This is a genomic window from Ensifer meliloti, assembly GCF_030064585.1.
GTDB classification, from domain to species: domain Bacteria; phylum Pseudomonadota; class Alphaproteobacteria; order Rhizobiales; family Rhizobiaceae; genus Sinorhizobium; species Sinorhizobium meliloti.
Genome location: NZ_CP120366.1, coordinates 698,140 through 722,859 on the forward strand (window position 1 = coordinate 698,140; position 24,720 = coordinate 722,859).

A 24,720-nucleotide genomic window follows, 5' to 3' on the forward strand; every position below is an offset into this window, starting at 1 on the left:
GCTTCTGCCATTCTCTCCGCAGTTCAAAGCAACACAAGATCACGATGATCTTAGGCTGGGTCGACCTAAAACCATGAACGTGATCGATTCCAATAGGTTAGATCGGGCTTCGAGCAGAAAACCGCACACTTTCTTCACCCCGCTCTATGCATTCAATCACGACCTTCGCGGCATCTGCGACGGACGGCGCCTATTCCTGTGTCAAGTTTTTGTCTGGTCTGAACCATTGGTATCAGCATGAAGCTCATCGGTTATATCTTCGGCATCACCTCGGCTGCATTGCTGGGTATCTTCGGCATCGGTGTCGTTTATCTGTGGGAAGTCGCGAACGACCTGCCGGATCACCGCAAGCTTGCAGAATGGGAGCCGGCGCTCATGACGCGGTTTTACGCGTATGACGGAACGCCCATTGCCGAATACGCCAGGGAAAGGCGTCTATATCTGCCCATCGCCGCGATCCCCGAGCGCGTGAAGGCAGCCTTTCTCTCGGCGGAAGACAAGAGCTTCTACTCCCATTCCGGAATTGATGTCCTGAGTGTCTTCAAGGCTGCCTGGTCCAATGCCGTGAACCTGGGTTCCGGCCAACGGTTGATCGGCGCCTCGACAATCACCCAACAACTTGCCAAGAACTTTCTGCTTTCTTCGGATCGAACCCTTCGACGCAAGATCAAGGAGGCGGTGCTTTCCATCCGCATCGAGCACTCGCTCAGCAAAGACAGAATCCTCGAGCTCTATCTGAACGACATCTACCTGGGGCTCGGGGCCTACGGCATCGCCGCCGGTGCGCTGACCTATTTCGACAAGTCCGTCAGCGAGCTGACCGTTGCCGAGGCAGCGTATCTCGCTGCCCTGCCGAAGGGACCCAACAACTACAACCCGCACCGGCATCCCGAACGCGCGGTCAGCCGGCGCAACTGGGTGATTGGCCAGATGCAACGCAACGGCTTCGTTAGCGCCGCGCAGGCAAGCAACATGATGGCGAGACCTCTCGGGGTTAAGCCTCAGGCCAAAAACCCCGACATGGCAGAGGCAAACTATTTCGTTGAGGAAGTGCGCCGGGAAGTCGCGGGGCAATATGGCGAGGCGGCTCTCTATGATGGCGGGCTTTCCGTGCGCACGACGCTTGACCCGACCCTTCAGGCGGCTGCGCTGATGGCGCTGCGCGCCGGCCTCGTCGACTATGACCAAGCGCGGGGTTTTCGGGGGCCGGTCGCGCATATCGACATTTCCGGAGACTGGGCGACGGCGTTGGCTAAGCACGAGACATTCACGGATATGAAGGAATGGCAGCTCGCCGTGGTGCTCTCCTGTTCCGATGCAGGTGTGGGCATCGGACTGCGCCGTGCAAAGCTTGGTCCCGAGCACTCGCCGACCAGCCCTGAAACGGGCCTTATCGGCAGAAATACCATGCGTTGGGCATTGAAGCTTGCTGCCGGAGGCAAGATTAGGCAGGTCGACTCCATCGACAAGGTCCTATCGCCAGGGGACGTCATTTATGTCGAGAAGGTGGGAAACGGTTATCTCCTGCGCCAAATGCCGGAAGTTCAGGGCGCGATCGTGTCGATGGACCCGAATACAGGGCGCGTGCTGGCGAGCGTTGGCGGTTTTTCCTTTGCACAGTCACGCTTCAATCGTGCGACGCAGGCATCTCGTCAGCCCGGCTCAGCCTTCAAGCCGTTCGTTTACGCGGCCGCATTGGATACCGGCTACACCCCGGCGACGCTGGTCATGGACGCACCCTTTTCGATGCCGGACGGGGCGGGCCGTCTGTGGAAACCGAAGAACTACGATGGAAAATTCGGCGGTCCTTCCACTCTGCGCACAGGGCTTGAGATGAGCCGCAACCCTGATGACGGTGCGCCTCGCCCGACATCTTGGCATGGACCTCGTTGCCGAATACGGCCGCGCCTTCGGCCTCTACGATAAGCTCGCTCCCTATCTGCCGATGTCGCTCAGAGCCGGCGAAACGACGCTGACGCGGCTCGTTTCGGCCTATGCGGTCCTCGCCAATGGCGGACACGCCGTGCAGCCCTCGATGATCGACCGCATCCAGGATCGTCACGGGCGTACGATCTTCCGTCACGACGGATCGCGCCTGCGATCGATGCAACGCACAAGGTGGCTGCATCAGGAGGAGCCGGTGCTTCGCGACACCCGCAAGCAGGTGCTCGACCCAATGACGGCCTATCAGGTGACATCGATGCTGCGCGGCGTGGTCGAGCGTGGAACGGCGCACCAAGTGTCGCAGCTCGGCGCCCCCGTCGCCGGCAAGACCGGGACCACCAACGACGAGAAGGATGTCTGGTTCGTCGGCTACACCCCGACGCTCGTGACCGGCATCTTCATGGGCTACGACGCACCGAAGCCGATGGGCTATGGCGAAACGGGCGGCGGACTTGCGGCCCCGATCTTCATTGACTTCATGAAGGTGGCGATGAGCGGCAGACCTGCCGTGGACTTTCCCGTTCCGCAAGGCTTGACCTTCGCGAGCGTAAACCGCCGCACGGGCAAGCGAGCCGCTTCAGGAGATCCCGGTTCGGCTGTCGAGGTATTCAAACCGGGAACCGGGCCGTGCTTGACCGAATGTCCCGTCATAGACGGGTTCGGAGCGGAGGGAGCCGAATTCCCTGCCGCGCTGCGCGAGCAGCTTCTGACCGCCCCCCACGGCCTCTATTGAGCCAATTGCCTCTTATCTCGTCGAGGGATCGAAATGAGGAAGCACGCCTTCGCCCCGCGGAGCAGGGCACGCAGCAGGCGGTTACGCATCGTCTGCATTATGGCAGCATTTGCGGCCATTTTCGCCGGCGCGTTCATACGACTTGCGCAACTCGGCATGGAGGAAGAGGCAGGCCGCGAAACCCGCCTCCCCTATGACAGGGCTCCAGGTGGACGACCCGCAATCGTCGACAGGAATGGGCAGTTGCTCGCGACCGACATTCCGATCGCGTCACTCTACATCGAGCCGCGATCGATTCCCGATCTGGACGAGGCGGTCGAGAAACTCACGGCGATCTTCCCGGAACTCGACGCGGGCGAACTCCACTCCCGCCTCCGTAGCAAAGACGCCTTCACATGGATCAAACGGCAGATACCTCCGGACAAGCAGCAGGCGGTCATCGATTCGGGACTGGCGGCGGTCGGTTTTCGGCCAGAAAATCAACGGCTCTATCCGAACGGCTCATTGGCTGCCCATATCCTTGGCGCCGTGGACATCGACAATTTCGGCATCGCCGGCATCGAAAAATGGATCGATGCAAACTGGCTTGCCGACCTACGCGGCGCCGGCCTTGCCCTTAAGGGGCGTGATCTCCAGCCGGTCGAGCTTTCAATCGATCTGCGCGTTCAGTACGCCATGGAGCAGGAACTCGGTAAAGCCGTCACGAAATTCGGAGCTGCTGCGGGTGCCGGGCTCCTCCTCGACGTCACGAATGGCGAAATACTGGCGCTCGCCTCCTATCCGGCCTTTGACCCGAACAATCCCGTGGATGCCTTCAAGCCCGACCGGATAAATCGCGTTACCGCCGGCGTTTTCGAGATGGGATCGACCTTCAAGGCTCTGACGACCGCAATGGCGCTGGAGTCGGGCCGGTTCGATCTCGAATCCGTCGTGGATGCAAGCAGACCGTTGAGCTTTGGCCGGCAACGCATCCATGACTATCGCGGGAAATATAGGCCGCTCACCGTTCCCGAAGCCTTCATTCACTCCTCGAACATCGTCATGGCGAAAATGGCAATGACGCTCGGCCCCGAAGCGTTGCGGACTTTTCTCGGACGTTTCGGCGTTCTGTCTCAGCTTGCGACCGAGCTGCCGGAGAGCGCCGCACCGCTGCGGCCATCCTCTTGGAGCGAGGTGACCACGGCAACCGTTTCCTTCGGCCACGGGATCGCCGTCACGCCACTGCAAGCCAGCATGGCCGTCGCCGCTCTGGCGAACGGCGGAAGGCTGATCAGGCCCACCTTCATAAAGGACAGTCCCGTGTCCGAACGGACCATAGCGGAGAGTCTCTTGTCTGCGAACACCAGTGAGGCGATACGCCACCTCCTACGCCTCAACGCCGCCGTCGGCTCAGCCACGAAGGCCGATGTCCCCGGCTACGTAATCGGCGGCAAGACCGGCACGGCTGAAAAGGTGGTCCAGGGCCGCTATTCCAAGGTTCTCAACGTGACCTCCTTCATGGGCATCGTACCGGCGGACAATCCCAGGTACCTGCTGCTCACCCTCCTGGACGAGCCCCGTGGCCTGGCGGAAACCTATGGCAACCGCACCTCCGGGTGGAATGCCGTGCCGCTCGGCGGCGCCCTCTTGCATCGCATCCTCCCAATGCTCCTCAAGCCCGTTTTTCCATCCCCTTCAGGTGCCGAAGCCGTTCCCGTCGCGACGGGAGAACCGTCCGTAGATGATTCGTCAAGCGACTGACATGTGAATGCTCGCGGGACGGTCGTCGCTTGGATGATCCTCATTCAATTGCGGCTGGGTTTCGTGCCCGCCCTTATTGTTTGGTGTGAGGCGCATTTTACCGACGTCCCGTGGATGCTCCCTGGCAGGCTCGGCGCACTCAGAGCCCATTTCTGCCAGGCACAGGCGCTGAAGAGACTGGAAGCGTCCGTCGTCAAGCTCATCGGCTTCCTGCGGGGGGCGCGGCCCCAGCGTTCAAGCTGGGTTCATGCAAAAGGCGCTATAAACCATTGAAACACAAGAGGATGGTGGCCGCCTGACACAAGCCGGCAGGCGCTCCGACGATGCCCGGGAACCGGAAAAAAGCCCGAAGTAAATCAAATTCCGGATGTGGTGGCACGATGCATGCCTCCAGGGAGTTGAAAACATGAAATCCACGCTTTTGAAAATTGTCACGACCGGGCTGCTCGTGCTTGCTCCGGCCATCGCTCAGGCGGCAGAAGGCTTCGCGACGGCGAACGTCAATATGCGCGCGGGCCCAAGCACAGCATATCCGGCGGTCACCGTGATTCCGGCCGGCGAATCCATTGAAATCTACGGCTGTCTTGCCGACGTGCCATGGTGCGACGTGGAGTTCTACGACGGTCGTGGCTGGGTGCATGGACGGTATATCCAAGCACTTTATCAACAGCGCCGCATTTCGGTCGGGCCTCGATACTATCGCCCGCTCGGTATTCCCGTCGTTGTCTTCAGCTTCGGCAGCTATTGGGATCGCCACTACCGTGACCGCGATTTTTATCGCGACCGCGACCGCTGGCGCCGCGGACCAGACGTCTATCGCAGCCCGGATCGCCGTGCGGAACCTTACCGGCCGCCCGGCCGCAGACCTGGTTTCGAGCCGCGGCCGGCTCCGCGCCCGGAATTCGACCGGAGATTGGAGCGGAGTCCCGATTTTAGCCGCACCCCTGAAAGACGCCGGGACTTTGACGATCGTCCGGACCGCCTACCCGGTCTCGATCGCGCGCCCAGCCGCAGGCCGAATGTCGACACGCAGCCGGACTCCGACCGTGAACTGCGCAACCGCGGAGATCGCAACCGCCAGAACTTCGAACGTCGGGGTGATAATGGCGATCGCGTCATCCGCCGCGGCGACGACAATCGTAACCGCGGTGGTGACAGTGACCGTCGCAGACCGCAGCGACCAGTCTGCCAACCGGGCGAACCGGGCTGCCCGAACTAATGCGGCCCGGGAGCGGTTGAAATGCCGCCACCGCGCGTCGGCCGCAAGGGGTCGGGTACACCTATCGACCTGAGAGCTTGAGCTCCGAAGTGACCTCCAGCGCACGGTCCTGGCGCGCTTCGACGCCTTCAGGCGGGCGGTGTGCGATCAAGGCGCGGTCGCGCTCGCGGATCAGTTCGGTTATTTGTTGCTCGTAGGCGGTGAAAGTTGCCGTCAGCCAACGGTTCACGAGATAAGACGGCCGCGGCATCTGCACGTCGAAGCGCGGCAAAAGAGCGATCGTGCCTTCCGCGCCGAGCCAGTCATCGCCGACCACCCACTGGTTCACCGTGAACAGCCACAGAAGGCGCCCGTGAGCGTCAACCCCGACGGCCGCGAGATGGTGGATCGGCCCTTGCGGTCCTTGCGGTCGCAAGAAGCAGTGGAAATGGCCGTGTTCTTCCGCCCCCTCTTCAGCCGGGTGGCAGTGATAGAACCACTGCGCGCCGCTCGTCGGGTCGAACACATCGCCGGTCGGGTAGTGGTCCCAGGCCTTGATTTCAGCCGTGTCGCGAAAGGTCTCGCTGAGCACGTTGAGGCCGCCCTTGGCGAGCAAGGTTTCGCAGTAGGCGATCTCGCGGCGCGCGAGTTCTACGGCTTCCTCAGCCATTTCCCTGGACCGGCAAGGGAGCGGGCGGCGGAGGCGGCGGAAGCTTCTTCCCCTCGGTCGGCAGGGGAGCCGGCGGCGGAGGCGCGAGCTTGGGTGCCGCTGCCGTTGAGGGCGCTCCCGCGGCACAAGGCGCGGACGGCATTGGCGCGGGTGGTGGAGGTGGTGCTGCGAGCGGAGCGCCGGCGGCGCACGGCGCGGCAGCGGAGCACGGGGCACCTGCGGCACAGGGTGCTGCCCCTCCTGCCGAACCGGAGGTCGCTGCTGGCTGGGCGCGCGGAACGGGATGATTGTGGTGATCGACTGCCACAGCGGCGGTCGCCGCCGCCAGCGCTGCACCGAAAAGAAGCGTGTTCCTTGTCGTCATTTCTTCTTGAACCCGTCGAGACCGAAAAGCGGGCGCATCCAGATGCCGACGAATGAATGGCCGGCCCGCGATCGCGTAACTTTTGGAAAATTCTTTCTGTTCAGCGGGATCCGCACGAATGAGATTCTGCTCTCAGCGCCACTTTGTCCGATCTCTGGACCGGCCCGGCGACAACAAAGGCCCAGCGCCCTGTGCGTTGCGCGCCGCGCGCCTCGTCCCGGCACCTGCATACCGGCGTCAAAGCGGACCTTTCCTAATCCCGCTCTCGTCGCGCCGCTATACGGTCGGCAGATCGGGCTGGTAGAGCACCACGCGATTGCGGCCCGCTTGTTTGGCCAGGTAGAGTGCCGCGTCGGCCTGGTTCTGAAGCTTCTCCGGCGCAACGATCTCTTCACCCGGCGCCTGCGCCGCTACGCCAATGCTGAGGGTGACGTAAGGCGCTACACGGGATGCGGGGTTCGGGAGGGAGGCGGCTTCGACGCTTGCCCTGATACGTTCAGCCGTCGCCACCGCAGCTTCTTCATTGGCGCCCGGAAGCACTACGAGAAATTCCTCACCGCCGTAGCGGGCTACATGGTCGCGGTTTCGCCTGACGCTGCTCTGAATGATCCCGGCAACTTTCACCAGGCATCGGTCACCCTCGGCGTGACCAAGACGATCGTTCAGGCTCTTGAAGTCATCGATATCGCACATCAGCATGGCGGTACCCGGCCGCCGCTCCGCGCCTGAGCTCCAGAGACGATTGAGCGTCTCCATCATCCAGCGCCTGTTGGCGATCCCGGTCAGGGGATCAGTTTTGGCGAGGCGCTCGAGGCGGGCATTGGCGTCGGCAAGCTCCGCCACCCGCCGCATGTCGCGAAGCTCGAGAAGGAAGGTCTTCTGGGCGAGGATCGTTATCGTACGTCGGGCAACGACGGTCGCGATAATCCCGCTGGCGAAAAACAGCGTCCCAGCCACCGCACTGCCCCTCTCCAGGCCCGGATTCTGCAACTGAAAGATCAGGTAAAGGCCGAGCGCGAAAGAGGCGACGGTCATCGTCCAGGCCAGAGGAATTGCGAAAATGATGATGGCCGTGATGGCGACGAACAGCATGATGTTCAAGTGGCGTTCATAGAACTCGCCGCCCGCGCTCACGCCAACCAGCGCAACCGACAGGAGGATGAGGAACAAGCCTGCAAGCAAAGACACTCTTTGCAGCCAGACGCCGCGCGGCTTTCGCCAGATGAAGGCGGTGGCCAGAGCCGCGGGCGGGAGAAGGCAGGCCGGCGGAAGCATGGACAGCGCGACCGCCTTCGGCAGCAAGATCGCGTTGAGACCCAGCGTCAGTACGTCCAGCAAGGTCACCCATATCATCCACGCGCGAATGATCTTGGCCGTCCGCGACCACGAACGCTCCTGGAACAGGCGACCGAGCTCACCCCTGAGACGGATGTCACGCGTGCGGCCCGCGAGAAGGCGCTCCACTTCGGCCATGACAGCCGGGCTGCGCGGCTGATACCGCACCTGCGGGGAGGCGCTCATGCGACTGGCAGCAACTGCACTTTCCTGAAGTTCCATCCTTGCCCATCTAGGGGAGCACCTCCTGCTGGCAAGATCACCGGCGGATGAACTCGCGAGTTGCATTTCATATGGCAAATCGTGGCAGTGGTCGCCGCGAGCATTGGAAGACGTGGCGGCTACGGTGCGAGGCCGCGATTAAGGCGCGCTCAAGCATTGCCCGCCGTTGTCTCGAAGTCGAATAGCTTTTGAGTGACGAGCGCCGCGGCACCCCGGGCCCAGGAATCGTCCTCCCAATCGAGTAGAACAGGCGGTGCTTGACGAAATGCAAAGCGTTCAAGGGTCGCTCGCAAGGGTCCGAAGAGCGCGTCGCCGTAGGCGACTGCTTCGCCGCCGACCACGATTACCTCCGGATCGATGACGTTCATCAGACCGGCGAGGTGCCGGCCCAAAGTTTCACCCGCTTCACGCATGACCGAATGAGCGGCCTTGTCGCCCGCGGCGATGGCGGCGACCATTTCGGCTCGTCCGTCCGTCTCCGGTCGGCCGCTGCGCTCGTGCCAGGTTTGAAGCATCGCCGGCTCTGAGAAGTAGGACATAAGGCAGCCGCGCTTGCCGCATTCGCAGGGTCTGCCGCCCTCCATATGCGGGAAATGGCCGAACTTGCCGGCCGCGCCGTGCGCACCGCGATAAAGCTTACCATCCAGCACCAAAGAACAGGCTACCCCTACCCCGATCGCAAGCACACCCATGGTCTTGTAATGCCGTCCGAGGCCGAAGAGCTGCTGGGCGATCGCATAGGCATTCGTGTCGTCTTCCAGCCAAACGGGAACCCCGATCCGGCTCGCCACGAGATCGCCCAGTGGTACATTGTCCCAACCGTACCGATTGCTCCGGACACACACCGCCCGCTGGTTGTCGATGACGCCGGGCATAGCGATGCCAATCCCGGCGAGCCGGGCGGCCGGCCGGTTGGCGAGTGCAACCAGCTTCGGCGCCGCTGCGGCGAGTGCCTCGGCAATCGTATCGGGATCATGCGCCGGCAGCGGCAGCCGCAGTGAAGCGAGCGGTGTCGTCTCTAAATCAGTGACTACGCATTCGACGCTGCCTGCCATCAACTTGAAGCCCAGCGCTACGCCGCCCGCATAATCGATGGCGACCGGAATCGGACGCCGCCCCTGTGCGCCGGCTACGGATTGACCTTCGATGAGCAATCCTTCCTCGATGAGGTCGCTCACCACGAAGGTGACAGCCGCGGGACTGAGGCCCGTGGCGGCGGCTATTTCGGCACGACTCTTTGCGCCCTCGCGCCGGAGCAGGTTCAGGATAAGGCGGCGGTTCATCGCACGCGTGGTGCTCTGGTCACCCTTGGTTCTCACGTCGCTCATATTATTTTATTTTGTAAATTAAATATTGCCTCGTTCTCCCGACTATGCATAACTGAGCGCGCCGATCAACCGGGCATCACCCGCGATCGGCCGAAATGCAGAAATCCCTACAGTGAATGCAGGCGACGCATTGCGTCGCCGGCGCGGGGATCCTTTTTGCCGGCGGCCAGCCCTGGGAGGAGACGGGGCGAGCGCCTCGATCGAGCCATTCCAGGGAGGATTATCGAGTGACTTTCAATTGGATTGAGCGCAGCCTGTCCCGACGTACGTTCCTCAAGGGCACCGCCGGGGTTTCCACCGCCTTGAGCGGGTTTCCAATTCCCGCTCTCGCGCAATCGAGCGAGGTGACGATCATCTCCGCCGAGAGCAATGCCAATACGGCGGAGGTTCTGCGGCGCATTGCAGCCGATTTCGGAAAGGCGGCCGGCACCAAGGTCGTCGTCAACAATATGGACCACGAGGCCCACAAAACGGCGATCCGCAACTACCTCGTCGCCGGTGCGCCGGACGTCTGCTTCTGGTTTTCGGGCAACCGCATGCGCGCCTTCGTGACGCGCGGCCTGTTCGACGACATCTCCGACCTTTTCGAAAAGGAGAAATACGCCGATGTGCTGGGCGCTACCGCCGGTTCGGTGACGGTCGAGGGCAAGCAGTACGGCCTGCCGACAGGCGGCACCCTCTGGGGCATGTTCTACCGCAAGGACGTTTTCGACGAGCACGGGCTGAAGGTTCCCACTTCCTGGGACGATCTCCTTGCTTTCGGCGAGAAGTGCAAGAGTGCGAGCCTGACGCCGGTCGCCATGGGCACGAAGGACCTCTGGCCAGCGGCCGGATGGTTCGACCAGATGAACCTCCGTATCAATGGTCTCGACAAGCGTTTCGCGCTGATGAACGGCGAGATGGCCTACACGGATGAGACGCTGAAGCCGGTCTTCGAACATTGGGAAGAATTGATCAAGCAGGGCTTCTTCACGCCCGACCATACCTCCTTCGGCTGGCAGGAGGCAGGCGCTTTCCTCGCTCAGAAGCGGGCCGGAATGATGAACCTCGGCGCGTTTGTACGGGCGGCCTTCCCTCAACAAGACTTGCCGCAACTTACCTTCGCTCCCTTCCCGGTGATCGAGGATGGCCTCGGCCGCTATGAGGAATTCTCGCTGAACTCCGTACACATTCCGACAAACGCCAAGAACAAGCCGGGCGCGCGCGAATTCCTGACACATTTCTACAAGCCGGAGAATCTGGCCGCCTATCTGGAACCGGGCGGCAATGTTCCGCCGCGCAACGACCTGCCGCCAAGCAAGGATCCGCTCGTCAACGCCGCCGTCGAGAGCCTCAAAGCAGTTGCCGGCACCTCGCAATTCTACGATCGGGACACCGATCCTGACATGGCTCAGGCCGGTCTTGTCGGCTTCCAAGAGTTCATGGCACGACCGGAGCGCCGGGACGCCATCCTGCAGCGGCTCGAAGGAACTCGCCGGCGGATCTTCAAGCTTTGAGACCTTCCTCAATAGCATCGGGGCTGGGCTGCTACGGTCCCGGTCCTTTCATTCCCCATGAACAGGGACTTCCATGCATGACGAGCCTTTGGCGCCGCCACCGCTGGTGGTTGACCCCGACACTCCTGATCCTGCCCGGCGCGATCCTCTTCGCCGTCGTTATCCTGGCATCCTCCGTCCAAAGCCTGTGGATCAGCCTGCACGACTGGGATGGCTTCGGTCCCATGATCTGGATCGGCCTGGGCAATTACCGCGAGTTGATAAACGATCCGCAATTCTACGTCTCGCTTAAGAACAACCTCATCTGGCTCGTCATGTTCATGCTCGCGCCGCCGATAGGGCTCGCGATCGCGCTACTGGTCAACCAGAAGATCAAGGGGATGCGCGTGGTCAAATCGATGTTCTTCATACCGCTGGTGCTCGCCTCGGTGGCCGTCGGCGTGGTCTTTACCTGGGTCTACACTCCGGAGTTCGGACTACTGGCGCTCATTTTCCGAGCATTCGGGGCGAACGCTCCGGCCCTGCTGTCGGACGAACATTTAGTCACTTTTGCCATAGTCATCGCCGCCCTGTGGCCGCAGATCGCCTTTTGCATGGTTCTCTACCTGGCCGGACTCAACAACCTGAGCGAGGAACTGGTCGGTGCCGGCCGCGTCGACGGCGCGCGCGGGTGGAACATGTTGCGCCACATCGTGCTGCCGCAACTGACACAAGTCACCTTCATCGCACTCGCCGTGACGGTGGTGGGTGCGCTGCGCTCCTTCGACATGATCTCGGTCATGACGCGGGGAGGCCCCTTCGGCTCGTCGTCCGTGCTGGCCTACCAGATGTTCGAACAGTCGATCTTTTCCTACCGCTTCGGCTATGGCGCCGCGATTGCCTCGGTGCTCTTCGTGATCATGGCCGTCTTCATCACCTGGTACCTCACGCGCATCATCCGCGCGGAAGAAAGGGGCGCCTGATGTACCCCCGTCCCGTTCCCGAAACGGCGCATGCGAGCCGCAGGCTGTACATGACGCTTATCGGAGCGATCCTCATCATCTGGCTTGCGCCGCTCTTCGCCGTGATCCTTACCTCATTCCGCTCAATGGCGGACGTGATGAGCGGCAATCTCTGGGGCTGGCCCACGGAAATCGCCGTCGTCGAGAACTACACGGCCGTCTTTACGCAGACGCCGATGGCGGGCTATTTCCTCAACAGCCTCGTCATCACCATTCCCTCGGTGATCGGCGTGCTGAGCCTTTCGACGCTGGCGGGCTTCGTGCTCGCGCGTTACCGCTTCCCCGGCAACATGCTGATCTTCGCGCTCTTCGTCGGCGGCAATTTCCTGCCGCATCAGATCATGATGATTCCGGTGCGCGACCTCATGGTGAGGCTGAACCTCTATGACACGACGACGGCGCTTATCATCTTTCACGTCGCCTTCCAGACCGGTTTCGCGACGCTCTTCATGCGCAACTTCATCGCCGCGTTGCCCGACGAACTGTTCCAGGCCGCGCGTGCCGAAGGTGCGACACCCTTCCAGACCCTGATCCACGTCGTCGTGCCCCTCGTCCGGCCGGCATTGGCGGCGCTCGCCATCCTGCTCTTCACCTTCATCTGGAACGACTACTTCTGGGCGGTGGTCTTGACGGTCAGCGACAACGTCAAGCCGGTGACGGCAGGCCTTGCGAACCTGCGCGGCGAATGGGTCTCCGCCTGGAACCTGATCTCGGCCGGCACGATCATCGTCGCCGTGCCGCCAGTCGTCATGTTCTTCCTCATGCAGAAACATTTCATCGCAGGACTTACCATGGGAGCCGTGAAGGGATGACTGCAGCTTCCTCGCCGATCCATGCCAAGCCCAGGAACCAAAACGAGCGTAACGCCATGAAGAGCCTTGAACTTCACCGAATCGAGAAGAGCTACGGCCTACCATGCCCTTCGCGGAATCGACCTTTCCGTCGAGGAAGGCGAGTTCATCGTCATGGTCGGGCCGTCTGGCTGCGGCAAGTCCACCCTCCTGAAGACGATCGCCGGACTCGAGACGATCTCCTCTGGGCAGATCCTGATCAGCGGGCGCAATGTGACGAAGGAAGAACCGGGCGATCGCGGCATCGCCATGGTCTTTCAGTCCTATGCCCTCTATCCCCACATGACGGTCGCAGAAAATATGGGCTTCGGGCTTCGCATGGCGAAGCGTCCGAAGGAGGAGATCGACGCCGCCGTCGCGCGCGCAGCGAAGATACTTCGGATCACGGACCAGCTCGACAAACGGCCGAAGCAGCTCTCCGGCGGACAGCGCCAACGCGTCGCGATCGGACGCGCAATTACGCGCTCGCCGGACGTCTTCCTGTTCGACGAACCGCTGTCGAACCTCGATGCGGCGTTGCGAACGCAGATGCGCGTGGAGCTATCGGGCCTGCATGCCGAACTCGGCGCGACCATGATCTATGTCACGCACGACCAGGTCGAGGCGATGACGATGGCGAGCCGCATCGTCGTGCTGAACCGCGGCGCGATCGAACAGGTCGGTTCACCGCTCGACCTCTATCGCAACCCCGCAAACCTTTTCGTCGCGGGCTTTCTGGGCGCGCCGCGCATGAATTTCTTCGACGTGACTGTCGACCGTGTCTCCGGTGCGACGGCCGCGATCTCGGCACCCGGTCTTGCGCCCATGACCGTGTCGCTGGCCGATGGCGTGGCCCTCAAGCCTGGCGACAGGGCTACGCTCGGCATCAGGCCGGAGAATATCCGCCTCTCCCGTGACGATACCACGCGGGCTGCGATCTCCGGCAAGGTACGCCTCGTCGAACATCTCGGCCGCGAAACGATCCTCTATGTCGACGCTGGCGCCCTGCAATGCGTCAGTTCAGAGAGCGGCACCGGCAACGTCACGGTGCAGATCGGCCAGGTGACGCCGATAGCCGCTGATGCCCCTGTGTCGCTCTCGATCGATCCGCACGACGCCTATCTCTTCGCCGGCGACGGCCAGCGCACAGTGACGGTCCGTAAGGCCATCCATTCAAACCAAACCAAAGTAGGTACGATATGAACGAACCGACCAGGATCCGCTGGGGCATTCTCGGCCCCGGCACCATCGCGAAGGACTTCTTCGCCGGCGCGCTGCAATCCGCCAACGGAAAGGTCGTCGCGATCGGCGCCCGCAATCCGGCAAAGTCCGGCCTTGCGGAGGATTTCCCGGGCGCGCGCATCGTCGACGGCTACGATGCACTGATCGACGACCCGGAAATCGATGCGGTCTACATCGCGACGGTCCATCCGCTTCACGCGGAATGGGCGATCAAGGCCGCCGAAAAGGGCAAGCACGTGCTCTGCGAGAAGCCGATGGGTCTGTCGACAGCGGAGGCGGACGCCATGTTCGAGGCCGCCCGCAAGGCGGGCACCTTCATGGCCGAAGCCTACATGTATCGGCTTCACCCGCTGACCGCCAGGATCGTCGAGCTCGTGAAGAACGGCATGGTCGGCGACGTGCGCAAGATCCAGTCGAGCTTCGGTTTTGCCAAGCTGCCCTTCGATGAGGGGCATCGCCTCTTCTCCAATGAAATGGCGGGCGGCGGCATACTGGACGTGGGCGGCTACACCACCTCCATGGCACGCCTTATTGCGGGCATCGGCACGTCATCGGGCGTGATGGAGCCGGCCGAGGTGACGGCTCTCGGCCATCTTGGCCGGACGGGCGTCGACGAGTGGACCTCTGGCCTCCTCTCCTTCCCGAATGGCATCATCGCCGAGCTTTCCTGCTCGGTGTCTCTCGAGCAGGAAAACGTGCTGCGGATCCTCGGCACAAAAGGCCGCATCGAGGTCGATCAATTCTGGTTCGCGGGCGGTAAGCCGGGAGGCACCAGCATCATCCGCATTGTCCACGCCGACGGCCGCCAGGAGGAAGTCCCGCTCGTCGAGCCGCGCCATCTCTACAGCTTCGAGGTCGAGGCCGCCGGCGACGCGATCCGGGCGGGTCGCACGGAGTTTGCATATCCGGGCATGAGCCGGGCCGACACACTCGGAAATCTGCGTGTGATGGACAAGTGGCGTGCGGCGATCGGTCTGGAATACGAAGGCGAGAAACACACCACGCGGACCCGGACGGTGCGCGGCGACAAGCTTGCCCGCAAGACGAGTCTCGTGCGGAGCGGCCGCATCGACGGCCTGCAGAAGGAGATCTCGCTTGCTGCGCTCGGCCTCATGGAGTTTTCGACCTTCTCATCCGCCGCCATCGTACTCGATGCCTTTTTCGAGGCGGGCGGCAATCTGGTCGATACCGCGTTTCTCTACGGCAATGGCCTGCAGGACCGGCTCGTCGGCGAGTGGATGCGCAGCCGCGGCGTTCGCCAGGAAACGGTCGTCATCGCCAAGGGCGCGCACAGTCCGCTCTGCTATCCGGACGTGATCGGCAAGCAACTGACGAGCAGTCTCGAGCGAATGGGCACGGATTATGTCGACATCTATTTCATGCACCGCGACAATCCGGACATCCCCGTCGGCGAATTCGTCGACGCCATGGACGCGGAGGTGAAGGCCGGCCGCATCCGGGGCCCGATTGGCGGTTCGAACTGGACACGCGAACGCTTCGAAGAGGCAATCGCCTACGCCGAGCGTGCGGGCAAGACGAAACCGAGCGTGCTTTCCAATAATTTCTCGCTGGCCGAGATGGTCCAGCCGGTCTGGGCTGGCTGCATCTCGTCCTCGGACGACGCCTGGATGCGCTGGCTGGAGGAAAATGACGTCACCAATTTCGCTTGGTCGAGCCAGGCGCGCGGCTTCTTCACCGACCGTGCAGGCCGCGGCAAGCTGGACGATTTGGAACTCGCCCGCTCCTGGTATTCCGAAGGCAACTTCGCTCGGCGAGACCGGGCGATCGCACTCGGGCGCAAGCTCGGCAAAGACCCCATTCAAATAGCGCTCGCCTATGTTCTGGCGCAGAAAGGCCGTGTCATCCCGCTGATCGGCCCGCGCTTGCTCGCCGAGCTCAACCACAGCCTCGACGCTTTCTCGGTTACGCTCTCCCCGGGTGACGTGCAGTGGCTGCGCGATGGTGACCCGGGCGAGTCGAGTGCGGCTTGATCCAAACGAATCTGCGCCCAATTCCGGCGCCGGCTGCGCATGGGAGGTCTGCTTTGCACCACAGGAGTCTTCATATCAGTTGAACAGCTTGGTACGCTTCCTTGCCATATTCCAAGTAAATCGAGCCCAGCAATGAGAGCGGACAGACAGCAGATTGACCAGGCACTGGCAGCGACAGAAACCATCCGCAGCATTCTTCGGGAGGCGCTTCTTGCGGTTTATCTGCATGGATCGGCAGTTTCGGGTGGCTTGCGACCGCAGAGTGACGTCGACCTCCTCGCCATCGTCGACTGCCCCGTGGCCGACGAACAGCGTCGCGATCTTCTGGCGGCTTTGCTGCGGATTTCCGGTCGTCATCCGCGTGCGGTCGGAACTCCCCGATGCATCGAACTGATGGTGTTTCTGCGGGCAGATATCGCCACACCGAATTTTCCTGTTCGGGCTGAATTCATCTATGGCGAATGGTTGCGGGAGGCCTTTGAATCCGAAGAACTCCCGGTTCCCGTGTCCGATCCGGAAAATACGCTGGTGCTTGCGCAGGCGCGACAAGAGGCCGTTCCACTCTTCGGTCCCGATGCAAAGGAGTTTCTGCCCTCGATTCCGCCGGAACAAGTTCGCCGCGCCATGCGCGATGCACTCCCCTTATTGGTCGACAGTCTACAGGGGGACGAGCGGAACGTCTTGCTGACCCTTGCTCGCATGTGGCGTACATCGGCCACCGGTGACTTCATCACCAAGGATGCTGCAGCCACATGGGCGGCAAACCAGATGCCCGACCAGGAGGCTGGCACGCTGATCCATGCGCGTGAGGCCTATCTGGGCAAGGTCAGGGACGACTGGGGAAATCGGCAGTCTGCTTCCGAGCGGACAGCAACACTTCTGCGCCAGCGGGTATTAGAACTCCTATGAAGCTTGGGTCGGAAGCTGCCAAGAAGCTTCTTCCGCTTTATGGTATCAGGGTGTCGGAATCTCGTTTGGCCGGCCGTCTTCAAGACGGACAAGCTATGGAGAGCAGCATGACTATTACCATTACCGCCTTTGAGCGGTCGCCCGATGGCGGCCAGGGCATGGCGCGTGACATGCGCGTTCGCTGGGCGCTCGAAGAAGTGGGCCAGCCCTACGGCGTTCGCCTTCTTTCGTTCAAGGCGATGAAGGAACCCGCGCATCTCGCGCTCCATCCTTTCGGGCAGATTCCTACCTATCAAGAAGGCGATCTCGCTTTGTTCGAGTCAGGGGCCATCGTTTTCCATATCGCGGAGCGCCATGCGGGCCTGCTGCCGGACGATGCGAATGCCCGGGCGCGCGCGATCACGTGGATGTTCGCCGCGCTCAACACCGTGGAGCCGCCGATCGTTGATCGCGAGGTCGCCGAGTACCTGGAAGACGAGACCTGGTACGAGCAGCGCCTGCCCTTCATTGACGAACGCATCCGCAAGCGGCTGGGCGAACTTTCCGGCCGACTTGGCAACGCCGACTGGCTCGACGGGGCGTTCAGCGCCGGTGACCTCCTAATGGTGACGGTGCTGCGCAGATTGGAGGGCTCGGGCATACTTGAGGAATATCCGAACCTCTCGGCCTATGTGGCCCGCGGCAAAGCTCGGCCCGCATACAAGCGCGCTTTCGTCGCTCAACTGGCGGTTTTCACCGCCGCACCGACCGCCTGACGAAAGTCCGCGCTTGCCCAGTGCCTTACGCGGCGTGCTTGCAGCCGTGCGCCTGGAGCTTGACGGTTGGCCAAGCGGCGTCGGCCGTTTACTTACAAGCGGTACTGCGGGCTAGTCCCCGGGGAAACTTTCTTCACTGCCCTGCAGACCACGGGTCCGGTCGCGCAGACTGGTGAAGTAATCCGCGTGGGCAGGGACGGTCCGTGCCGACGAGGCTCCGGCGCCTGCGCAATACGAGGCGTTCCTGGTCTCGATGTATCAATTCCCGGATATACTCACTGCTAGTCCCACAGTCTCGTCCGGCGACTTGCTCATCTGCGAGGCTCTTTAGCTGGTCCGGCAGGGAAATGTTTATCGTGCCCATGCGACAAGACCATAGGGATTGGCAGGAATTGGCAAGAACTCGCGAGCACAACGCGGCAAATGCGCATGCGAACGCCCCACTTTCCAACGGCCGCTCGGGCTTGTATGTTCCCCCTCCGTTCTTAAGGCCGCGGCCGGACATCAAAGAGCTTATCGAGGTACGTGAATGGCGACGGCGACCCATCTGGAGAAACTGAACGAGAGACAGCGCTGCGCAGTCGAATATGGCATCGGAGCAGAAGAAGGCGCCCAAGCAGGCCCGCTGTTGATCATCGCCGGAGCGGGCTCCGGGAAGACCAACACCTTGGCCCATCGCGTTGCTCACCTGATCGTCAACGGGGCCGACCCCCGCCGCATTCTCCTGATGACCTTCTCGCGGAGGGCCGCGGCTGAGATGTCGCGCCGCGTCGAGCGTATCTGCGCACAGGTGCTCGGCCGCAGTTCCGGAATGATGACGGACGCCCTTTCATGGGCGGGGACCTTTCACGGTATCGGCGCACGGTTGCTGAGAATCTATGCCGAACAGATCGGACTGAATGCGGAGTTCACCATTCACGACCGCGAGGATAGCGCCGACTTGATCAACCTGATACGCCACGAACTCGGCTTCTCGAAGACGGAAAGTCGGTTTCCGACCAAGGGCACCTGTCTGGCGATCTATTCGCGGACAGTGAACGCGGAAATGCGACTGAATGAAGTGCTCCGCACTTGGTACCCGTGGGTAGCTGGCTGGGAACAACAGTTGCAGGAGCTGTTTGCCGGCTACGTGGAGGCCAAGCAGGCGCAGAACGTCCTCGACTACGATGACCTGCTTCTCTATTGGGCGCAGATGGTCAGCGATGCCTCCCTCGCCGACGATATCGGCAACCGGTTCGACTATGTCCTCGTCGATGAATATCAGGATACCAACAAGCTCCAATCTTCGGTGCTGCTGGCCCTGAAGCCCGACGGGCGCGGCTTGACGGTCGTCGGCGACGACGCGCAGTCGATCTACTCGTTCCGCGCGGCGACGGTCCGCAACATTCTCGACTTTCCGAAGCAATTCGCGCCGGCGGCCGAGATCGTCACGCTCGACCGCAACTACCGCTCGACCCAGCCGATCCTCGCAGCCGCCAACGGGGTTATCGACCTGGCGCGGGAACGCTTCACCAAGAACCTCTGGACGGACCGCGAGTCGGCTGAACGTCCCAAGCTGCTGACGGTGAAGGACGAGGCCGATCAGGCGAACTGCATCGTCGAGCAGGTGCTTGCCAATCGTGAATCCGGGATGCTCCTGAAACAGCAGGCCGTCCTGTTCCGCACCTCGAGCCACAGCGGCCCCCTTGAGGTGGAGCTGACCCGCCGCAACATCCCCTTCGTAAAGTTCGGAGGCTTGAAGTTCCTCGACAGCGCCCACGTGAAGGACATGCTGGCCGTGCTGCGCTTTGCACAGAACCCACGTGACCGCGTCGCGGGCTTCCGGCTCCTGCAGATGCTGCCGGGAGTCGGCCCGCAGACCGCGGGCAAGATCCTGGACACGATTGCGGCCGATCCCGAGCCGTTGATGGCGCTTGGCGAAGTCCCAGCTCCGCCGAGGAGCGGCACGGACTGGATGTCCTTGGTCGAGTTGCTGCAGGCCCTGCGCAAACCCGGTTCCGCATGGCCGACGGAAATAGAGATGGCACGGGTGTGGTACGAACCGCATCTCGAGCGAATACACGAGGATGCCGAAACGCGCCGGGCCGACCTCGTGCAACTCGAGCAGATCGCCGCAGGCTATCCGAGCCGCGAGCGCTTCCTCACGGAGTTGACGCTCGATCCGCCGGACGCGACGAGCGACCAGGCTGGCGTGCCTTTACTCGACGAAGACTATCTTATCCTTTCGACCATCCATTCGGCCAAGGGGCAGGAATGGCGCTCCGTCTTCATGCTCAACGTGGTCGACGGTTGCATTCCGTCAGACCTGGCGACAGGCACCAGCCACGAACTGGAGGAGGAGCGGCGACTTCTCTATGTCGGTATGACACGCGCCAAGGACCAACTGACGCTGATGGTGCCGCAACGCTTCTTCACCGGCGGTCAGCACGCGCAGGGTGACCGCCATGTCTACGCAAGCCGCACACGCTTCATCCCCGCGACATTGCTTCAGTTCTTCGAGAGTGCAAACTGGCCAGTCGCCAGCCCCAATGTTTCCGAGCGTAGCGCAAAGCAGATCCGCATCGATGTCGCAGCCCGGATGCGCACCATGTGGCGGTAGAGTTCAGCAATGCGTGGTTGGTGCAGTGGCTGTCCTCTGACGGCGCTTCGAAGGGGGTGCCCGTTAGAGCTAAGGGGAAATGCTCGGCGGACCGCGCTGACTCCGGGATGCATTATCCTTTACACCCGCTATTGCCTACACCGTCAGCCTCGGCAACGGCAACACACAGGGATGGGCCCGATAGACCGAAACTCCCAATCCGCAATATGTCCTGCTATGGTGGCTGTACCAGCGTCGTCGAGTCGAGTTGGTGCGTTTGAAGGTAAGCGCCTATCATACTGCGGCAAGCACAGGGCGAGGTTGATAAGTGCCAGGGATTGTGTTGGTCTGTCTGCTTTCCGCCGCACTCATCATCGTAACGAGCGCCACTCATTTTGAAATCATGACCGGCGTAGCGATCCTGCGTCGACGCAAAGTGCTTTCAAAACGAGCTGAAATGGTCGTTTTCCTCGGGTCAGCCTTTGTGGCTCACCTCTTCGGCGTAGGCCTTTACGCTCTGGCTTTTGCCTGGATGCATTATCATCCTGAGTTCGGTTCACTTGCAGGGCTGGCAGGCTCAAGCGCCACAGACTTCTTCTATTTCTCGCTGACCTGTTACAGCACGATGGGATTCGGCGATGTCTACGCGACAGGCGACATGCGAATTCTCGCCGGTCTGGAGGGCCTGAATGGGCTCGTTCTGATTGCCTGGTCGGCGTCTTTTACCTTCATCGCCGTCGAGCGCATCTGGCGCGACGACCCGAAGTAACAGACCAGAGCCCAACGAATGAGAGGCTGCACATGAACGCCTCAGACGTCACGTAGATCTGTTGGAGTGCGACGAGAGTCAAATTCACGTTTCTCCGCGCGGAAATGCCCCGCCCTGTTTTGCCGCAATTGGGAAACCGCTGCTCATTTTTTGGAATTGCTCTAGGCTGCAGAGAATTTGCGCGTTTCCGGGAATTGGCGATGTGGTCGGCTGCACGAGCTCCTCAATCCTCGTCGCCGACGAAGCGGTAACCGACGCCGGGTTCGGTGCGGACGATCTTCGGATTGCCGGGATCGCGTTCGATCTTGCCACGCAGCTGACCGATGAAAACTCTCAGGTAATGCAGGTCCTCCCCGTGGGCGAGGCCCCAGACGGAGGTAAGCAGCGTCCTGTGGGTAACCACGCGACCCGCGTGATGTGCGAGCATAACGAGAAGGTCGTATTCCTTTGGCGTCAGCCGGAGCGCCGCGCCGTCGCGCGTCACGACGCGTTTGACCATGTCGATCGAAAGGCCGTCCGCTGACAGCTGCGCCTGGCCTCCTGCCATCTGGATGCGATGGCGCAGCGCCGCGCGGATACGCGCCGTCAGTTCGCCGATCCCGAAGGGTTTCTCGATGTAGTCGTCGGCGCCGAGGTCGAGGGCAGCGATCTTCTCGCTTTCACGGTCACGCGCCGAAAGGATGATGATCGGGACTTGGGACCAGGCGCGGATATTGGCCACCACATCCTTGCCGTCCATGTCGGGAAGGCCGAGATCCAGGATCACGACGTCCGGCGCCGCCGTCACAGCCGCCTTGAGTGCTTGCGCGCCGTTTGCCGCCTCTATCACCTCGTAGCCGGCGGCTGCGAGCGCCGGGCGCAAGAAGCGCTGGATCTGCGGCTCGTCGTCCACGACGAGGATACGCTCTGCGGTCATCCGCGCTCCTTCTCCGTGATACCGGTTTCAGCCACCGGGAACCGCATGGAAATGCGCGTGCCGCGGCGCTTCATCGCCGGGCTCTCCGCCTTTATCCGCCCGTCCATCGCCTCGACGAAGCCCTTGCTGATGGAAAGGCCAAGCCCGGTGCCGAGCGAACGGCCGTCCGGCTTTCCCTTGCGGAAGAATTTGTCGAACACATGGTCGAGGTCGGCCGGGGCGATGCCTTTACCGAGGTCGGTCACCGAGAGCACGATCTCATCTTCTTCCCGCCGCCCATAGATGCTGACCGGCTCGTCACCCCCAAACCTGTTAGCGTTGTCGAGCAGGTTGAAGATCACTTGACCAAGCAACACGCTATCGCCGCGGATCAACGGCAAGTCCGGAGCGATGCTCGTTTCGAAGACGCGGCCGGGGAAGTACTTCCGCGCACGCTCCACAGCCGAATGGACCACATCGGCGACATCGACCCAATCGCGCTTGGCGTTTACCGTTCCGGCTTCGATGCGGGTCATGTCGAGCAGGTTGGCAACGAAGCGCGTGAGTCTGCCGCTCTCCTCCTCGATCGACTTGAGGAGATCGTCCCGGCTCTCCTCCGGCATCCGCTCGCCGAGTTGCCGCAGGCTTGTCACAGCTCCGGTGATCGTCGCGAGCGGTGTTCTGAGGTCGTGGGATATGGACGAAAGCAGCGCCGCGAGGAACTTCTCGCCCTCGAGCTGCGCAGCCTGGTCGAGGATCTCGCGCGAGAGACGTGCTCTGTCTACGGCGATCGCGGTCTGGTCGAGGATCGCGGCAAGCGCTCGCTCCTCGTTTATTTCCAGCGGCTTGTCTTCCTGGAGGAAACCAAAGACGCCGACGACTCCATGCGGGCTCATCAGCGGCCTGAACTGGAAGGGACTGTTCGGCAGCGTGCCGGTACCGTTGCCGGCAGCCTCCTTCTTCTCGAAAGCCCAGCGCGCCGCCATCGTGTCGGTAAGGCCGAGCTCCGTATCCGGCGGCCAGGCCGCCATCAAGCGGACATCTCCGTCTTCCGGCAACAGCAGCGCCGCGTTGCGCCGAAGGGTCGCGTGGATTTGCGTGACGGCCGCCCATAGCACGTCCTCGGCATTTGCCGTACCGGACAGCTTGCGGGAAAAATCGTAAAGCGCCTGCGTCGCGGCGGCCCGCCGCCTCGCTGTCTTCGCCTGCTCGCGAACGCGGGAGGCGAGCCCCCCGGCAAGCATCGCCGCCGCGAGGAACACGAAGAGGGCAAAGACTTCGTGCGGTTCGGCAACCGTAAAAGTGCCGACCGGTTCGATGAAGCAGAAATTATAGGCGAGAACCGAAATGAGCGCGGCCGCGATCGCAGCGACATAGCCCGCGTAAGTCGCCGAGACGAGCACAGCCAGAAGAAAGAGAAGCGAGATATTCTGCAGGACGACGAATTGCTCGATCAGCAGGCCAAGTGCTGTCGCGGCTGCAGCCGTACCGGCTGCGATGGCAACCCCCCGCCCCCACCCTTCCGGAAGCGTGCTTCTGCGTCTGGCCGCCGGTTTTACGGCGGGTGCGCTCCCGTCAGTGACGAGGTGGATGGCGATGCCGGCCGCTCGCGCGGCAAGCGCATCCGGCAAGGAGCGGCGGAAGAGCCCCAGCGGGAAACGGTGGCGGCGCGTGCCGATCACGATTTGCGTCGCATGTTCCCGCCTTGCGAGCTTCAGAATTTCTTCAACGAAGTCGTTGCCGATGATACGGCGCGTCTCGGCGCCCAGTTGCTCTGCGAGCCGGAAAGTCTCGTCGAGCTGTCGCATCGCCCCGCTGCTCTCCGCCTCCCCGTCCGCGCGCTCGAGGGAAACGACGAGCCAGTCGGCATTCAGGCCCGAAGCGAGCCGGCTTGCCGTCCTCACCACCTTTTCGGATAAAGCGTCGGGGCCGATGCAGACGAGAAGCCGTTCGGCGGCCCCCCAGGGACCCTCGATCGCGTTCTGCCTGAGATAGTCGACCATCTGGTCGTCGACCCGGTCGGCCGTCCGGCGAAGCGCGAGTTCGCGCAGCGCTGTCAGATTGCCCAGGCGGAAGAAGCGATCGGCGGCGCGCTTGGCGCTGTCGGGCAGATAGACCTTGCCCTCCTTCAACCGCTCGATCAGTTCGGCCGGTGGCAGGTCCACCAGTAGGACATCGTCAGCGCGATTGAGAACCGTGTCGGGGACGCGCTCACGCACCGGCACGCCGGCAATCTGCGCAACCACGTCCGAGAGGCTTTCCAGGTGCTGGATGTTGAGTGCCGTCCACACGTCTATGCCGGCATCGACCAGTTCCTCTATATCCTGGTAGCGCTTGGGGTGGCGGCTTTCGCCGAAATTGGTATGGGCGAGCTCGTCGACCAGGATGACGCGCGGGCGCCGCGCCAACGCCGCGTCCAGGTCGAATTCGTGGAGCGTCCGTCCGTTGTGGAGCACCTGACGACGCGGCAGGACTTCCAGCCCCTCGAGCAGGGCCGCGGTCTCGCCGCGTCCATGCGTTTCGACGAGCCCGATGACGATATCGCCGCCTTCTTCCTTGAGGCGCCGCGCACGCGTCAGCATCGCATAGGTCTTGCCGACACCGGGTGCGGCACCAAGAAAGACGGTGAGTTTGCCTCTCCTGCCCTGTTCGGCGAGCGCCAGCAGGGCGTCCGGATCGGGGCGGCTCTTCAGGTCGCGGTCATTGTCGGGCATGCAACG

At 62.3% G+C, this 24,720-nt stretch carries 17 protein-coding genes and 2 pseudogenes; 13 read left to right on the forward strand and 6 right to left on the reverse strand.

The window, feature by feature from the left end:
- The first annotated feature begins 237 nt into the window (after nucleotides 1-237).
- The 4 genes from PZL22_RS27905 to PZL22_RS27920 all read left to right on the forward strand — a co-directional run bounded on the left by PZL22_RS27905 (nucleotide 238) and on the right by PZL22_RS27920 (nucleotide 5,636).
- The gene (locus PZL22_RS27905) at nucleotides 238-1,926 is read left to right on the forward strand and encodes a penicillin-binding protein 1A (RefSeq protein WP_234842991.1); all 1,689 of its coding nucleotides are present in this window, start codon (nucleotides 238-240) and stop codon (nucleotides 1,924-1,926) included.
- Complete coding sequence (locus tag PZL22_RS31695; protein ID WP_284718805.1) at nucleotides 1,880-2,677, forward strand: penicillin-binding transpeptidase domain-containing protein; 798 nt, start codon at nucleotides 1,880-1,882, stop codon at nucleotides 2,675-2,677. Before PZL22_RS27905 ends, PZL22_RS31695 begins: the two co-directional genes overlap by 47 nt.
- Before the next feature lie 33 nt (nucleotides 2,678-2,710).
- Complete coding sequence (locus tag PZL22_RS27915) at nucleotides 2,711-4,417, forward strand: peptidoglycan D,D-transpeptidase FtsI family protein (protein WP_127700962.1); 1,707 nt, start codon at nucleotides 2,711-2,713, stop codon at nucleotides 4,415-4,417.
- A 406-nt stretch (nucleotides 4,418-4,823) separates the two neighbouring features.
- Nucleotides 4,824-5,636 carry an SH3 domain-containing protein gene (locus PZL22_RS27920; protein ID WP_127700960.1) on the forward strand — a complete coding sequence of 271 codons (813 nt, stop codon included), beginning with the start codon at nucleotides 4,824-4,826 and terminating at the stop codon, nucleotides 5,634-5,636.
- 61 nt (nucleotides 5,637-5,697) lie between these two features.
- On the opposite strand, the gene PZL22_RS27925 is transcribed toward PZL22_RS27920, so the two are convergent.
- The 3 genes from PZL22_RS27925 to PZL22_RS27935 form a co-directional block, all read right to left on the reverse strand.
- A complete protein-coding gene (locus PZL22_RS27925; RefSeq protein WP_164843034.1) occupies nucleotides 5,698-6,285 on the reverse strand; it encodes a DUF6969 family protein in 588 nt (195 codons plus the stop codon).
- A gap of 640 nt (nucleotides 6,286-6,925) precedes the next feature.
- Complete coding sequence (locus PZL22_RS27930) at nucleotides 6,926-8,170, reverse strand: GGDEF domain-containing protein (protein WP_014989481.1); 1,245 nt, start codon at nucleotides 8,168-8,170, stop codon at nucleotides 6,926-6,928.
- Between the two features lie 185 nt (nucleotides 8,171-8,355).
- Complete coding sequence (locus PZL22_RS27935) at nucleotides 8,356-9,534, reverse strand: ROK family transcriptional regulator (protein ID WP_013845209.1); 1,179 nt, start codon at nucleotides 9,532-9,534, stop codon at nucleotides 8,356-8,358.
- 227 nt (nucleotides 9,535-9,761) lie between these two features.
- On the opposite strand from PZL22_RS27935, the gene PZL22_RS27940 reads away from it, so the two are divergent.
- From PZL22_RS27940 to PZL22_RS27970, 7 genes and pseudogenes are all read left to right on the forward strand, one after another.
- The gene (locus tag PZL22_RS27940; protein WP_127700956.1) at nucleotides 9,762-11,030 is read left to right on the forward strand and encodes an ABC transporter substrate-binding protein; all 1,269 of its coding nucleotides are present in this window, start codon (nucleotides 9,762-9,764) and stop codon (nucleotides 11,028-11,030) included.
- Between the two features lie 77 nt (nucleotides 11,031-11,107).
- On the forward strand, nucleotides 11,108-11,992 hold the full coding sequence (locus PZL22_RS27945) for a carbohydrate ABC transporter permease (protein ID WP_284718806.1): 885 nt from the start codon (nucleotides 11,108-11,110) through the stop codon (nucleotides 11,990-11,992).
- Nucleotides 11,992-12,843 (forward strand): carbohydrate ABC transporter permease, encoded by an 852-nt coding sequence (locus PZL22_RS27950; RefSeq protein WP_127700952.1) that lies wholly within the window; start codon nucleotides 11,992-11,994, stop codon nucleotides 12,841-12,843. The genes PZL22_RS27945 and PZL22_RS27950 overlap by 1 nt, the downstream gene beginning before the upstream one ends.
- A gap of 56 nt (nucleotides 12,844-12,899) precedes the next feature.
- Nucleotides 12,900-14,064 (forward strand): annotated as a pseudogene (locus PZL22_RS27955) (ABC transporter ATP-binding protein).
- Nucleotides 14,061-16,094 carry an aldo/keto reductase gene (locus PZL22_RS27960; protein WP_127700950.1) on the forward strand — a complete coding sequence of 678 codons (2,034 nt, stop codon included), beginning with the start codon at nucleotides 14,061-14,063 and terminating at the stop codon, nucleotides 16,092-16,094. Before PZL22_RS27955 ends, PZL22_RS27960 begins: the two are co-directional and overlap by 4 nt.
- A gap of 132 nt (nucleotides 16,095-16,226) precedes the next feature.
- Entirely contained in the window at nucleotides 16,227-17,003 is a 777-nt protein-coding gene (locus PZL22_RS27965) for an aminoglycoside adenylyltransferase family protein (protein ID WP_284718721.1), read from the forward strand.
- A 107-nt stretch (nucleotides 17,004-17,110) separates the two neighbouring features.
- Nucleotides 17,111-17,758, forward strand: a complete 648-nt coding sequence (locus tag PZL22_RS27970) for a glutathione S-transferase family protein (protein ID WP_010968191.1) — start codon at nucleotides 17,111-17,113, stop codon at nucleotides 17,756-17,758.
- A gap of 111 nt (nucleotides 17,759-17,869) precedes the next feature.
- Here the strand turns inward: PZL22_RS27970 and PZL22_RS27975 are convergent.
- Nucleotides 17,870-18,122: pseudogene (locus tag PZL22_RS27975) on the reverse strand (ribbon-helix-helix domain-containing protein).
- Nucleotides 18,123-18,287: 165 nt separating this feature from the next.
- Here PZL22_RS27975 and PZL22_RS27980 point away from each other — a divergent pair.
- Complete coding sequence (locus PZL22_RS27980; protein WP_127700948.1) at nucleotides 18,288-20,357, forward strand: ATP-dependent helicase; 2,070 nt, start codon at nucleotides 18,288-18,290, stop codon at nucleotides 20,355-20,357.
- Nucleotides 20,358-20,664: 307 nt separating this feature from the next.
- On the forward strand, nucleotides 20,665-21,105 hold the full coding sequence (locus tag PZL22_RS27985; RefSeq protein WP_017264029.1) for a potassium channel family protein: 441 nt from the start codon (nucleotides 20,665-20,667) through the stop codon (nucleotides 21,103-21,105).
- Between the two features lie 223 nt (nucleotides 21,106-21,328).
- On the opposite strand, the gene PZL22_RS27990 is transcribed toward PZL22_RS27985, so the two are convergent.
- Both PZL22_RS27990 and PZL22_RS27995 read right to left on the reverse strand, forming a co-directional pair.
- Entirely contained in the window at nucleotides 21,329-22,021 is a 693-nt protein-coding gene (locus PZL22_RS27990; RefSeq protein WP_013845200.1) for a response regulator, read from the reverse strand.
- The gene (locus tag PZL22_RS27995) at nucleotides 22,018-24,714 is read right to left on the reverse strand and encodes a DUF4118 domain-containing protein (RefSeq protein WP_027992042.1); all 2,697 of its coding nucleotides are present in this window, start codon (nucleotides 24,712-24,714) and stop codon (nucleotides 22,018-22,020) included. The genes PZL22_RS27990 and PZL22_RS27995 overlap by 4 nt, the downstream gene beginning before the upstream one ends.
- Between the last annotated feature and the right edge of the window lie 6 nt (nucleotides 24,715-24,720).

Excerpts from the sequence above, each read along its gene's own strand:
- PZL22_RS27905 (WP_234842991.1), top strand. The coding sequence starts at position 238 with ATGAAGCTCATCGGTTATATCTTCGGCATCACCTCGGCTGCATTGCTG.
- PZL22_RS31695 (WP_284718805.1), top strand. The coding sequence starts at position 1,880 with ATGGACCTCGTTGCCGAATACGGCCGCGCCTTCGGCCTCTACGATAAG.
- PZL22_RS27915 (WP_127700962.1), top strand. The coding sequence starts at position 2,711 with ATGAGGAAGCACGCCTTCGCCCCGCGGAGCAGGGCACGCAGCAGGCGG.
- PZL22_RS27920 (WP_127700960.1), top strand. The coding sequence starts at position 4,824 with ATGAAATCCACGCTTTTGAAAATTGTCACGACCGGGCTGCTCGTGCTT.
- PZL22_RS27925 (WP_164843034.1), bottom strand. The coding sequence starts at position 6,285 with ATGGCTGAGGAAGCCGTAGAACTCGCGCGCCGCGAGATCGCCTACTGC.
- PZL22_RS27930 (WP_014989481.1), bottom strand. The coding sequence starts at position 8,170 with ATGAGCGCCTCCCCGCAGGTGCGGTATCAGCCGCGCAGCCCGGCTGTC.
- PZL22_RS27935 (WP_013845209.1), bottom strand. The coding sequence starts at position 9,534 with ATGAGCGACGTGAGAACCAAGGGTGACCAGAGCACCACGCGTGCGATG.
- PZL22_RS27945 (WP_284718806.1), top strand. The coding sequence starts at position 11,108 with ATGACGAGCCTTTGGCGCCGCCACCGCTGGTGGTTGACCCCGACACTC.
- PZL22_RS27950 (WP_127700952.1), top strand. The coding sequence starts at position 11,992 with ATGTACCCCCGTCCCGTTCCCGAAACGGCGCATGCGAGCCGCAGGCTG.
- PZL22_RS27960 (WP_127700950.1), top strand. The coding sequence starts at position 14,061 with ATGAACGAACCGACCAGGATCCGCTGGGGCATTCTCGGCCCCGGCACC.
- PZL22_RS27965 (WP_284718721.1), top strand. The coding sequence starts at position 16,227 with ATGAGAGCGGACAGACAGCAGATTGACCAGGCACTGGCAGCGACAGAA.
- PZL22_RS27970 (WP_010968191.1), top strand. The coding sequence starts at position 17,111 with ATGACTATTACCATTACCGCCTTTGAGCGGTCGCCCGATGGCGGCCAG.
- PZL22_RS27980 (WP_127700948.1), top strand. The coding sequence starts at position 18,288 with ATGGCGACGGCGACCCATCTGGAGAAACTGAACGAGAGACAGCGCTGC.
- PZL22_RS27990 (WP_013845200.1), bottom strand. The coding sequence starts at position 22,021 with ATGACCGCAGAGCGTATCCTCGTCGTGGACGACGAGCCGCAGATCCAG.
- PZL22_RS27995 (WP_027992042.1), bottom strand. The coding sequence starts at position 24,714 with ATGCCCGACAATGACCGCGACCTGAAGAGCCGCCCCGATCCGGACGCC.